This window comes from Cupriavidus lacunae (assembly GCF_003353055.1).
In the GTDB taxonomy this organism is placed as follows: domain Bacteria; phylum Pseudomonadota; class Gammaproteobacteria; order Burkholderiales; family Burkholderiaceae; genus Cupriavidus; species Cupriavidus lacunae.
Genome location: NZ_QKWJ01000018.1, coordinates 61064 through 73563 on the forward strand (window position 1 = coordinate 61064; position 12500 = coordinate 73563).

10 protein-coding genes are annotated in these 12500 nt (G+C 65.7%); 4 read left to right on the forward strand and 6 right to left on the reverse strand.

Annotation, left to right across the window (positions count from 1 at the left end):
* Nucleotides 1–84: 84 nt before the first annotated feature.
* Genes DN412_RS16425 through DN412_RS16440 form a run of 4 tightly spaced genes read left to right on the forward strand, consistent with a single transcriptional unit; the run spans nucleotide 85 to nucleotide 4002 of the window.
* A complete protein-coding gene (locus DN412_RS16425) occupies nucleotides 85–1308 on the forward strand; it encodes a CaiB/BaiF CoA transferase family protein (RefSeq protein WP_115212597.1) in 1224 nt (407 codons plus the stop codon).
* Nucleotides 1305–1766, forward strand: a complete 462-nt coding sequence (locus DN412_RS16430) for a MaoC family dehydratase (RefSeq protein ID WP_078199464.1) — start codon at nucleotides 1305–1307, stop codon at nucleotides 1764–1766. Before DN412_RS16425 ends, DN412_RS16430 begins: the two co-directional genes overlap by 4 nt.
* Before the next feature lie 37 nt (nucleotides 1767–1803).
* Nucleotides 1804–2964 (forward strand): acyl-CoA dehydrogenase family protein, encoded by a 1161-nt coding sequence (locus DN412_RS16435; protein ID WP_115212598.1) that lies wholly within the window; start codon nucleotides 1804–1806, stop codon nucleotides 2962–2964.
* A gap of 39 nt (nucleotides 2965–3003) precedes the next feature.
* Nucleotides 3004–4002 (forward strand): acyl-CoA dehydrogenase family protein, encoded by a 999-nt coding sequence (locus DN412_RS16440; protein ID WP_115212599.1) that lies wholly within the window; start codon nucleotides 3004–3006, stop codon nucleotides 4000–4002.
* 31 nt (nucleotides 4003–4033) lie between these two features.
* On the opposite strand, the gene DN412_RS16445 is transcribed toward DN412_RS16440, so the two are convergent.
* From DN412_RS16445 to DN412_RS16470, 6 genes are all read right to left on the reverse strand, one after another.
* Nucleotides 4034–5584 (reverse strand): SpoVR family protein, encoded by a 1551-nt coding sequence (locus tag DN412_RS16445; RefSeq protein WP_115212600.1) that lies wholly within the window; start codon nucleotides 5582–5584, stop codon nucleotides 4034–4036.
* Nucleotides 5585–5723: 139 nt separating this feature from the next.
* Nucleotides 5724–6986: a YeaH/YhbH family protein gene (locus tag DN412_RS16450; protein ID WP_115212601.1), complete on the reverse strand. Its 1263-nt coding sequence runs from the start codon at nucleotides 6984–6986 to the stop codon at nucleotides 5724–5726.
* Nucleotides 6987–7023: 37 nt separating this feature from the next.
* Nucleotides 7024–8946: a PrkA family serine protein kinase gene (locus DN412_RS16455; protein WP_078199459.1), complete on the reverse strand. Its 1923-nt coding sequence runs from the start codon at nucleotides 8944–8946 to the stop codon at nucleotides 7024–7026.
* A 444-nt stretch (nucleotides 8947–9390) separates the two neighbouring features.
* The gene (locus DN412_RS16460; RefSeq protein WP_115212602.1) at nucleotides 9391–10578 is read right to left on the reverse strand and encodes an acyl-CoA dehydrogenase family protein; all 1188 of its coding nucleotides are present in this window, start codon (nucleotides 10576–10578) and stop codon (nucleotides 9391–9393) included.
* A 134-nt stretch (nucleotides 10579–10712) separates the two neighbouring features.
* Nucleotides 10713–11492 carry an enoyl-CoA hydratase/isomerase family protein gene (locus DN412_RS16465; RefSeq protein ID WP_115212603.1) on the reverse strand — a complete coding sequence of 260 codons (780 nt, stop codon included), beginning with the start codon at nucleotides 11490–11492 and terminating at the stop codon, nucleotides 10713–10715.
* Nucleotides 11493–11515: 23 nt separating this feature from the next.
* Nucleotides 11516–12499: a Bug family tripartite tricarboxylate transporter substrate binding protein gene (locus tag DN412_RS16470; protein WP_115212604.1), complete on the reverse strand. Its 984-nt coding sequence runs from the start codon at nucleotides 12497–12499 to the stop codon at nucleotides 11516–11518.
* Nucleotide 12500 lies beyond the last annotated feature (1 nt).

Below are 12500 nucleotides of genomic sequence, written 5' to 3' on the forward strand. Positions count from 1 at the left end.
ATCGATTTCTAAAAAACTAATATTAGACCAGGCCGCGTCCGCTGATCTACCCTGTGCCCCACAGTACAAAAGATCGGAGACAACATGCTGCCGCTTGCAGGCATCCGCGTAGTCGACCTGTCCGCGGTGGTGATGGGGCCGTATGCCAGCCAGTGGCTGGCCGACCTAGGCGCCGAGGTGATCAAGGTCGAGCCGCCCGAGGGCGATTCCACGCGCCGCACCGGCCCCGCCACCGAGCCCGGCATGGCGGCCATCTTCCTGGGCGTCAACCGCAGCAAGCGCAGCGTGGTGCTGGACCTGAAGCAGCCCGCCGCGCAGGCCGCGCTGGACCGCGTGCTGACCGGCGCCGACGTGCTGATGCACAGCATGCGCCCGCAGAAGCTGGCCGCGCTTGGGCTGGCGCCCGACGACGTGCGGGCACGCCACCCGGAACTGGTCTTTGTCAGCCTGCTCGGCTTTGCCGAGGACGGCCCCTACGGGGGCCGGCCAGCGTATGACGACGTCATCCAGGGCCTGTCGGGCAATGCCGCGCTGATGGCGGCGCAAACCGGCGACAGCCGCTATTTCCCCACGATCGCCGCGGACAAGACCAGCGGGCTGGTGGCCGCGCTGTCGGTCTGCGCGGCGCTGGCCGGGCGCGCGCGGCGCACCGCCGATGGCAGCAGCGGCCATGGCACGCTGGTCGAGGTGCCGATGTTCGAGTCCATGGTCGCCTTCAACCTGGTCGAGCACTTCTACGGCCGCCACTTCGAGCCCCCGCGCGGCCCGAGCGGCTATCCGCGCGTGCTGGCGCCGCTGCGCCGCCCGTACCGCAGCGCCGACGGCAATGTCTGCATGATGCCGTACACCGACGCGCACTGGCGCGACTTCTTCCATGCCGCCGGGCGCCCCGAGCTGGCCGCCGATGCGCGCTTTGCCGACATCGCGGCACGCACGCGGCATATCGAGACGCTGTACGAGCTCACCGGCGAGATCGTGCAAGGACATTCGACCGCATACTGGGTGGCGCTGTGCGAACGCCTGCAGATCCCGGTGGCGCGCATCAATGCACTCGACGACCTGCCAGCCGATCCGCACCTGGCCGCCACCGGCTTCTTCGAGACCGTCGAGGACCCGGCGATGGGCACGCTGCGCTTTCCCGGCGCGCCGGTGCGTTTCAATGGCCAGCGCGCGCCGCTGGGCATCCCGCCGCGGCTGGGCGAGCACACCGGGGCCGTGCTGGCGCAGGCGGGCCTGTCCGCCGAAGAGATCGCACAACTGCAACAGAGCGGTGCCGCACGCTGCGCACCCGCCAGGGAGACATCATGACGCACGCAGAATTGCCGCGCCTGGGCCAGGGCTTCTACTGGCAGGACCTGCAGGAAGGCCAGGCCTTCCGCACCTTCGCCCGCACCGTGACCGAGACCGACCTGGTCAATTTCATCTCCGTCACCGGCATGGTCGAGGCCATCTTTATCGAAGCCGGCTACGACGGCGGCGCCATCCAGGGCCGGCCGGTGCCGGCGGCGCTGACCTACACGCTGATCGAGGGCTTCATCCTGCAGACCATGATCCAGGGCACCGGGCTGGCCATGCTGGAACTCACGCAGCAGATCCTCGCCCCGGTGGTGGTGGGCGACACCATCCACGCCACCGTGACCGTGACCGGCATCCGCCCGACCTCGCGCAGCGGCCGCGCCGTGGTGGATTCACGCATCGAGGTATTCAACCAGCGCGGCGAGCAGGTCATGACCTATACCGCGCGCCGGTTGCTGGCGGGGCGCTGAACAACGGCTTCGCAATATCTACCTACAGGATTTCACCGTGACCGCATTGCTTTCCACCTTCGGCCTGACCTCCCTGCCGCCGCACGCCGTGGCCTTCCGCGGCGAGGTGCGGGCCTTCCTGGACCAACACCTGCCCGCGCTGCCGCCGGAAACACGGGCGCGCTCGTGGATGGGGTTCGATGCCGGCTTCAGCCGGGCGCTGGCCGCGCGCGGCTGGGTCGGCATCACGCTGCCGGCGCAGTTCGGCGGCGCGGGGCTGGACCCGTTTTCGCGTTTCGTGCTGGTGGAAGAACTGCTGGCCTGCGGCGCGCCGGTGTCGGCGCACTGGATTGCCGACCGCCAGAGCGGCCCGCTGATCCTGCGCTACGGCAACGACGCGCAGAAGGCGCGCTACCTGCCCGCGATCAGCCGCGGCGAGGCGTTCTTCTGCATCGGCATGAGCGAGCCCAACTCCGGCTCGGACCTGGCCAGCGTGGCCACGCGCGCGGTGCGCCAGCCGGACGGCAGCTGGTGCCTGAACGGCCGCAAGATCTGGACCACCAATGCCGACCGCTGCCACTACATGATCGCGCTGGTGCGCACCTCGGGCACGCCGCAGGACCGGCAGGCCGGGCTGTCGCAGTTCATCGTCGACCTGCACGCGCCGGGGGTCACGGTGCGGCCGATCCACGACCTGGCCGGCGATGCGCACTTCTCTGAAGTCACCTTCGACGACGTGGCGCTGGCCCCGGATGCGCTGGTCGGCCAGGAAGGCAGCGGCTGGGAGCAGGTCAACGCCGAGCTGGCCTTCGAGCGCAGCGGCCCCGAGCGCCTCTATTCCAGCGTGGTGCTGCTCGACACCTGGCTCGACGCCATGCGCCGGCTGCCACCCGCGCGGCGCGACACGGTGACCGCAGGCCGGCTCGCCGGCCACCTGGCGGTGCTGCGCGCCATGTCGCTGGCGGTCACGTCGCGGCTGGTCGCCGGCGAAAGCCCGGTGGTGGAGGCCGCGCTGGTGAAGGACCTGGGCACCACCTTCGAGCAGTCGATTCCGGCACTGGTGGAGGCCGCGCTCGGCGACGAACCCGCCCTGGCGGCCGACGGGGCGCTGTATCGCACCCTGGCCTATGTCACGCAGATCGCACCGTCGTACTCGCTGCGCGGCGGCACCCGCGAAATCCTGCGCGGCATGATCGCGCGCGGGCTCGGCCTGCGTTGAATCCGCCCCCGTCGACCGCCATCCTGAACGAGATCCATCATGCATAACGCCTACTCCGACGCCCTCGACGCCCTGCTGCGCGACTGCTGCCCCCCCGCCACCGTGCGCGCGCTGGAACAGCAGGGCGATCCGCAGCCGCTGTGGCAAGCACTACTGGAAAGCGGCTTTGCTGATTGCCTGCTGCCCGAATCCGCCGGCGGCGCCGCGCTGCCGCTGCGCGACCTGGCGCCGGTGCTCTTTGTCACCGGCCGCCACGCCTTGCCGCTGCCGCTGGGGCAGACCATCTTTGCCCGCGCGCTGCTGCAGGCCAGCGGCATCGCCCTGCCTGGCGGCCCGATTGCGCTTGCGGGCTTTGAAGACTGCGCCGGCGCGGCACTGGTTGCCGATGCCCGCCATGCGCAGTGGTTCCTGCTGCAGGACGGCGAGCGCTGCCTGCTGCTGCCTGCTGCGGATGCCCGCGCCGAACCCACGGGCGCACATCACGACCTGACGCTGCGCGTGCCGCGCCCTGGCGCCTCGGCACCAGCGGCATTTTCGCTGCCCGCCGGCACCCTGCGCACGCTGGGCGCCTGCCTGCACGCGGCGCAACTGGCCGGCGCGCTGTCGCACGTGCTCGACATGACACTGCAGTACGCCAACGACCGCCAGCAGTTCGGCCGCGCCATCGGCAAGTTCCAGGCGATCCAGCACCAGGTCAGCGAGATGGCCGAGCATGTCGCCGCGGCACGCGTGGCGGCACAGCTGGCCTGCGACAGCGGCACCGGCACGCCCGAGCGGCTGCGCACGGCGATCGGCAAGCTGCGCGCCAGCGACGCGGTCACGCCGGTGGCCGCCATCGCCCACGCCGTGCACGGCGCCATCGGGATCACAGAGGAGTACGACCTGCAGCTCTATACGCGCCGGCTGCATGCGTGGCGCGTGGCGGACGGGTCGGAGCGCTGGTGGAGCCGTGTGCTGGGCGAACAAGTGTGCGCCAGCGAGGGCCGCAACGCGGTGGAACTGGTGCGCGACTGGTGCGAGCCCGCGCCCGTCGCCTGAGCCGCGGGGCCTGACCCCGCGGTCGGCGGGGTCAGGCGGCCAGGCTAAGGCCGCCGTGCGGGCGGCGGTGGCGCCGCTCAGGCTTGCACTCGTACTTCAGCTCGGTGCGGCCGTCTTCGTAGGCCACCTCAAGCCGCACGGTGAAGCCCCACAGCCGGGTCACGTGCCGTATCACCTCGTCGAAGTTGTGCGCCAGCGGCCGGCGGTCATTCTGCAGGTGGCGCAGCGTCAGCGAGCGGTCGCCGCCCACATCAACGTTGGTGACCTGGATATTGGGCTCCATGCTGGACAGGTCGTACTGCGCGGCCATCAGCTGGCGAATGCCGCGGTAGCCCTCGTCGTCATGGATCGCGGTGACGCGCAGCTTGCCTTCGCGGTCATCGTCGAGCACAGAGAACAGCTTCAGCTCGCGGATCACACGCGGCGACAGGAACTGCAGCAGGAAGCTCTCGTCCTTGAAGTTGCGCATGGCGAAGTCCAGCGTCTTGTGCCAGTCGGTGCCCGCGATCTCCGGCGCCCAGCGGTAGTCTTCTTCGGTCGGGTGCTCGCACATGCGGCGCAGGTCCTGGAACATCAGGAAACCCACCGTGTAAGGGTTCATGCCGCTGTAGTAGGGGCTGTGGTACGGCGGCTGGTAGATGACATTGGTGTGCGCCTGCAGCAACTCCATCATGAAGGCGTCGTTGACCAGCTTTTCCTCGTACAGCTGGTTGATGATGGTGTAGTGCCAGAACGTGGCCCAGCCTTCATTCATGACCTTGGTCTGGCGCTGCGGATAGAAGTACTGCGCGATCTTGCGCACGATGCGCACGATCTCGCGCTGCCACGACGCCAGCTTGGGCGCATTTTTCTCGATGAAGTACAGCAGGTTCTCCTGCGGCTCCGGCGGGAACATGATATCCGGCTCGGACGCGTCGTCCTCCGACGACAGCGCATGCGGCCGGCTCTTGGGCAGAGTGCGCCACAGGTCGTTGACCTGCATCTGCAGGTAGTTCTCGCGATCGGCCTGGCGCGCCTTCTCTTCGGTGATGGACAGCTTCTTGGGCCGCTTGTAGCGGTCCACGCCATAGTTCTGCAAGGCGTGGCAGGAGTCCAGCAGCAGCTCCACCTCCCGTTCGCCGTAGCGCTGCTCGCACTCGGCCACGTAATTCTTGGCAAACAGCAGGTAGTCGACGATGGCGTCCGCGTTGGTCCAGGTGCGGAACAGGTAGTTGCCCTTGAAGAAGGAGTTGTGGCCGTAGCAGGCGTGCGCGATCGTCAGCGCCTGCATCGGCATAGTGTTCTCCTCCATCAGGTAGGCGATGCAGGGGTTGGAGTTGATGACGATCTCGTAGGCCAGCCCCATGTGGCCGCGCTGGTAGCTGCGCTCGGACGCCAGGAAGTGCTTGCCGTAGGACCAGTGGCTGTAGCCGACCGGCAGCCCCGACGACGCATAGGCGTCGAGCATCTGCTCGGCGGTGATGATCTCGATCTGGTTGGGATAGGTATCCAGCCCGAATTCGCCGGCGATGCGGGCGATCTCGCGGTCATACCGTTTGATCAGCTCGAAGGTCCATTCCGAACCCGTGGAGAGATAAGCCATCTTCGCCCCTTTTGCCCGGGCAAGGCAGCAGACCGTGCGCACGGCATGGCCGCGCCGCGTGGTTCCCTTGCCTCGCCAGTTGCCTTCCGACTGCAGCCTTCACCGCGGCCTTCCGGCGGAAGGCCTCGATCGACACCGATTATGCCGCGCGCTTCTGGAACAGGTCGTGCAGCACCGGGTAGATCTCGTCCGCGCCGATGATGCGCTGCATCGCAAAGTGATCGAACTGGCCCTTGACCGTCAGGTACTCTTCCCAGAGGTTCTGCGGCTCCTCGGAGGCCACTTCCACGTATGCGTAGTACTGCACCAGTGGCAGGATCGACTCGCGCAGCAGGCGTCCGCACAGCTCGGAATCGCCGGCCCAGTTATCACCGTCCGAAGCCTGCGCGCAGTAGATGTTCCACTGACTCGGCGGATAGCGGTCGTGGATCACTTCCACCATCAGCTTCAGCGCACTGGACACCACGGTACCACCGGATTCGCGCGAGTGGAAGAAGTCTTCCTCTTCGACTTCCTTCGCCACCGTGTGATGGCGAATGAACACCACGTCGATGCGCTCGTAATTGCGCTTCAGGAACAGGTACAGCAGCATGAAGAAGCGCTTGGCCAGGTCCTTGCGGCTCTCGTCCATCGAGCCGGACACGTCCATCAGGCAGAACATCACCGCCTGGGCCTGCGGGCGCTTCTTCAGCACGCGGTTGTTGTAGCGCAGGTCGAGTTTCTCGATAAAGGGCACGCGGTCGATGCAGGCGCGCAGGTGCCGCATCTTCTCCATCACCTCGAGCGTGCCTTCGGCATAGGGGCCGTCCTTTTCCAGCGCCTCGCTGTATTCCAGCTCCAGTTCGCGCAGGCGCTTCTGGTAAGGGCTGGACAAGGCGATGCGCCGCCCCAGCGAGCTGCGCATGGTGCGCAGGATCGACAGGTTGGCAGGCGTGCCATCGATGGAATAGCCGGCGCGCACCTTGCGCACCTCGGCAATCTTGGCGAGGTGGCGCTTGGCCAGGTCCGGCAGCGCCATGTCCTCGAAGAAGAAGTTCAGGAAATCCTCGCGCGACAGCGTGAAGACGAAATCGTCCTCGCCCTCGCCGCTGTCGCTGGCCCGCGAACCGGACCCGCCACCGCCCTGCTGCTGGCGGTCGAAGGAATCGCCCTTGACGAACTTCTTGTTGCCAGGGTGAATCCACTCGCGCCGCCCGCCCGGGCCGTGGTGGAAAATCGGTTCGCTGATGTCCTTGACCGGAATGGACACCTGGCCGCTCTGCTCGATGTCCATGATCTTCCGGCCGGACACCGCCTTTGCCACCGCTTGCCGTATCTGCTCGCGGTAGCGCTTGATGAAACGTTGCTGGTTGACGGCACTCTTGTTGCCGCCGTTCTCGCGCCGATCGATGACCGTAGCCATATGTTGCCCTCGTTGAGAGACCTGTTCCGCGGCGCCGTTACGATGACTTTCTTACGCGCAGATACCACTCCACCAACAGTCTCACTTGCTTGGGCGTGTACCCCTTCTCGACCATGCGGTTGACGAAGTTCTCGTGCTTGTCCTGGTCTTCGCGTGAAGACTTGGCGTTGAACGAGATCACCGGCAGCAGGTCCTCCGTGGTGGAGAACATGCGCTTCTCGATCACCATCCGCAGCTTTTCATAGCTGGTCCAGACCGGGTTCTTGCCGCCGTTGTTGGCCCGCGCCCGCAGTACGAAATTGACGATCTCGTTGCGGAAGTCCTTCGGGTTCGAGATACCCGCGGGCTTTTCCACTTTCTCAAGCTCGTCGTTCAGCGCATTGCGGTCGAGGATCTCGCCGGTATTCGGATCGCGGTACTCCTGGTCCTGGATCCACAGGTCGGCGAACACCACATAGCGGTCGAAGATGTTCTGGCCATACTCGGAATACGACTCCAGGTAGGCGGTCTGGATCTCCTTGCCGATGAACTCCACGAACGGCGTGGTCAGGTACTCCTTGATGTACGACAACAGCTTGGCTTCCTGCTCCGGCGGGAACTGCTCGCGCTCGATCTGCTGCTCGAGCACGTACAGCAGGTGCACGGGGTTGGCCGCCACTTCGGTATTGTCGAAGTTGAAGACCTTGGACAGGACCTTGAAGGCAAAGCGCGTCGACAGCCCGTTCATGCCCTCGTCGATGCCGGCGTAGTCGCGGTATTCCTGGTACGACTTGGCTTTCGGGTCCACGTCCTTCAGGCTCTCGCCGTCATAGACGCGCATCTTCGAGAAGACGTTGGAGTTCTCGGGCTCCTTGATACGCGTGAGCACCGCGAACTGCGCCATCATCTTCAGCGAGTTGGGCGCGCATGGCGCGGCCGACAGCGAACTGCTGCGCAGCAACTTGTCGTAGATCTTCACCTCGTCGGACACGCGCAGCACGTATGGCACCTTGACGATATAGATCCGGTCCAGGAAAGCCTCGTTGTTCTTGTCCGCCTTGAAGGTCGTCCACTCCGCCTCGTTCGAGTGCGCCAGGACGATGCCGTCGAACGGGATCGCGCCGAAGCCTTCGGTACCCTTGTAGTTGCCTTCCTGCGTTGCCGTCAGCAGCGGGTGCAGGACCTTGATGGGCGCCTTGAACATTTCGACGAACTCGAGCAGGCCGCGGTTGGCCAGGCAGAGCCCGCCGGAATAGGAGTAGGCGTCCGGATCGTCCTGTGGAAAATCTTCCAGCTTGCGGATGTCGACCTTGCCGACCAGCGAGGAAATATCCTGGTTGTTTTCATCGCCAGGCTCCGTCTTCGAGATCGCAATCTGCGACAGCACCGAAGGGCGCAGCTTGACCACCCGGAACCTGGTGATATCCCCGTTGAACTCATGCAGGCGCTTGACCGCCCATGGCGAGGCAATGGTGTTCAGATACCGGATCGGAATGCCGTAGTCCTCTTCCAGGATCTTGCCGTCTTCCTCTGGCGCGAACAGCCCCAGCGGCGACTCATGGATCGGCGAACCCTTGAGCGCGTAGATGGGGATCTCCTCCATCAGCGCCTTGAGCTTTTCAGCAAGCGAGGACTTGCCACCACCCGGAGGCCCGAGCAGGTAGAGGATCTGCTTGCGCTCTTCCAGGCCCTGCGCCGCGTGCTTGAAGAACGCAACGATCTGCTCAATCGTGTCCTCCATGCCGTAGAAATCTCGGAAGGCCGGATAGATGCGGATGACCTTGTTGAAGAAAAGGCGGGACAGCCTGGGGTCGTGGTGGGTGTCCACCAGCTCAGGCTGGCCGATTGCGGCGAGCATGCGTTCGGCAGCGGTCGCGTAGGCAGTGGGATCCTTCTTGCAGATCTCCAGGTATTCCTGGATGCTGTATTCCTCTTCCTTGCGAGCTTCGAACCGCGTAGCGTAATGGCCAAAAATGTCCATACCTCACTCCCGTCAGAGTTCACGTCCGAGGCGTAGGTAGTGCTACCCCAAAGGCTTCGCGCAACGTTCGCGGTGCACCACCCCGGCCTGGCGACCTGTCATGTTGCGAAGTCTTTACTTCATCATAGTCAAATAACGGCGATGGTGGAGTCCGAGTTGACGAATCTTGCATTGATGCAACGCTTGTTTCCCGCTGCATTTCCTGCCGGATTTCGCTGTCAGCTTTTGGCTGATTTGGCTCGGCTTCACCCCCGCGCGCGACGGGCCATTGACCATGCTTGTGACACACCTTACACCTTTCCCGCCATCCGTGCACATCCGGTTTTGTAACCATAAGCACGAAAGCCGGCACAGGTGCCGGCTTTCAAATTTCCGCATTTTCTTACGCGTTGGCGCGCACTAGCACGCGGACAGTGCTGATAGCGGAGCCCTGATTCGCAGCCCTCAGAGCGTGCGCGCGACCAGCTCCTTCATGATCTCGTTGGAGCCACCGAAGATCTTGCTCACGCGTGCGTTCGCGTACATGCGCGCGATCGGGTATTCCAGCATGTAGCCGTAGCCGCCGTGCAACTGCAGGCACTCGTCGATGACCTGGCAGTTCTGTTGGGTGCACCACCATTTGGCCATGGCCGCCGTGGCCGCATCGAGCTTGCCGTCCATCAGGCGCAGCATGCAGTCGTCGACGAAGGTCGCGGCAATGGTGGCCACCGTCTTGCACTCCGCCAGCGTGAAGCGAGTGTTCTGCAAGTCGGCCAGCGGCTGGCCGAACACCTGGCGCTGGCGCACGTATTCGGTGGTCAGTTCGATGGCGCGCTGCATCGTCGCCACGGCCCCGAGCGCAATGATCATGCGCTCCTGCGGCAGTTGCTGCATGAGCTGGTAGAAGCCCTGGCCTTCCTGCGTGCCGAGCAGGTTCGAGCACGGCACCAGCACGTCATCGAAGAAGAGTTCGGCGGTGTCCTGGCCCTTCTGCCCGATCTTTTCGAGAATGCGGCCGCGACGGAAGCCCGGCAGGTCGCGCGTCTCCACCATGACCAGGGACACGCCGCGCGAACCGGCTTCAGGATCGGTCTTGGCCACCACGCAGATCAGTTCGGCGTGATACCCGTTGGTAATGAAAGTCTTTGCACCGTTTATGCGATAGCAGTCCCCATTCTCGGTCTTTTCCCGCACCGCGCGGGTGCGTATTGCTTTGAGGTCGGAACCGGCGCCAGGTTCCGACATGGCGATGGCGGCCACCAGTTCGCCGCTGGCCATCTGCGGCAGCCATTTCTTCTTCTGCTCCTCCATGCCGTAGTTGAGCAGGTAATGTGCCACGATGCCGCTGTGCACGTTATTGCCCAGGCTGGTGCAGACCGCGCGCGACATTTCCTGGGTGATGACGGCCTCGTGGGCAAAGGTGCCGCCGCCGCCGCCGTATTCCTCGGGGATGCTGGCGCACAGCAGCCCGATCTGGCCGGCGCGGCGCCACATGTCGCGGTCGATATAGCCCTGCTCGGCCCAGCGGGCCTCGTTGGGGGCAAGTTCGCGCTCGATGAAGCGGCGCACGGTTTCCTGGAACATCTCCAGGTCTTCGGTCATCCAGGGGGTCTGGCGTGCGGCGGGCGCCGCGTTCTGGTCGTGGGATCCCATAATGCGTTGGTATCAGGGTAAACGTGAAGATGAGCAGGCAAGCGGCGACCTGCTGCCGGCGCCTGCCTATATAGGTAAACAATGAAGCGGCCGCTCTGCCGGATGCTGCGGAGCAGCATGACCGGCCCGGCCGCTCAGTCCGGCCAGCGGTAGCGCAGCGGCTCCTTGGCCATGAAGCGGTCGGCGGCCTCCCGGCGATAGGCGGTGGAGAAGGCAATGCCCTGCCCGTCCGCTTCCATCGCCAGCATGGTGTGCAGGTCCTGGTTCAGGGACGCGTTCAGCGCCTGCTTGGTCAGGCCCACCGCCACCGGCGATGCCTCGTTGAAGGCATGCGCCAGCGCCCGCGCGCGTTCCTGCAGGCTGTCGGCCGGCACGATTTCCATGACGATGCCAAGGTCTTGCGCGGCCTGGGCGTTCAGCTCGCGCATCGAGAACATCAGCGCCTTGGCCCGCTGCAGGCCGATCATCCGCGGCAGCGTGTAGAACACGCCACAGTCGGGGACCAGCCCCATGCGCAGGAACGGCAACCCGAAGCGCGCGCGCGGCGTGGCCAGGATGATGTCGGCGGTCAGCGCCAGGCTGAAGCCCGCGCCATAGGCCGCGCCGTCCACCGCGGCGATGACCGGCACGTCGAGCTGGATCAGGTCTTCCAGCCAGCCGTGCACATTCCGCAGGCGCCGTCGGCCCTGCGCGGCATTGATCTCGACCTGCATCGAGCTGATGTCGCCGCCCGACGAGAAATCGGTGCCGGCGGCGGTCAGGATCAGGGCGCGCACGCTGTCGTCGGCGCGTACCCGGCGAATCACTTCGCCGATCTCGTCGCGCATCGGCAAGGACAGCGCGTTCTTGCGCGCCGGCGAGTCCAGCGTCAGCGTGGCGACGCCGTCCTCGACGGCAAAGCGGATGGTTTCCATCGATGGGCTCCGGTAGGCGGGTCTCAGTCCAGTTGGATATTGGCGTCGCGCACGATCTTGGCCCACTTGGGCGTGTCGCCCGCAACCACGGCAGCCAGTTCCTGCGGCGCGGACCCGACCGGCTGCAGGCCCATGCCGGCCAGCTTCTGCGTCACTTCGGGCAGCCGCACGATGCGCGCGGTCTCGGCCGCGAGCTTCGCGGTCACGTCCTTGGGCGCATTGGCCGGCAGGAACAGCGCGAACCAGCCGTTGGGCTCGAACCCCGGCAGGCCCAGTTCGGTGAAGGTCGGCACATTGGGCAGCGCCTTGTAGCGCTGGGTCCCGGTGATGCCGAGGATCTTGAACTTGTGGCTGCCCAGGTAAGGGTTGGCCGAGGTCACGTCGACAAAGGCGCTGTCCACCTGGCCGCCGAGCAGGTCGCTCATCAGCGGCGCCGCGCCCTTGTAGGGGATATGCGCGATCTCGATGCCAGTCTGCTGCCTGAGCAGTTCGCCGTGCAGGTGCGACGAAGTGCCGTTGCCATAGGAGCCATAGCTGAGCTTGCCTGCCTTGGCCAGCGCCAGGAACTCGCGCATATTGTTGGCCGGCACGCGGTTGGGCACCACGAACAGGTCGGACGACTTGGCGATCAGCGAGACCGGCGTGAAGTCCCTGGCCACGTCGTACGGCGTGCGCTTGTACAGGGCCGGCGACTGGATCAGCGCGGTGATCGCCAGCAGGAGGGTGTAGCCATCGGCCGGCGCCTTGGCGACGGTGTCGTTGCCGAGCATGCCGCTGGCGCCGGGCTTGTTTTCCACCACCACGGCCTGGCCCAGGCTTTCGGCCAGGCGCTGGCCGATCAGGCGGCCCACGGTGTCGGTGCCGCCGCCGGCCGGGTACGGCACGATCATGCGGATCGGCTTGCCGGGGTACGGCTGCTGGGCGAAGGCCTGGCCCGCGCCGCCGAGGATGGCCGCGCCGGCCAGGGTGCCGGCCTGTGCCAGCCAGTTGCGTCTGCTTTGCTGCATG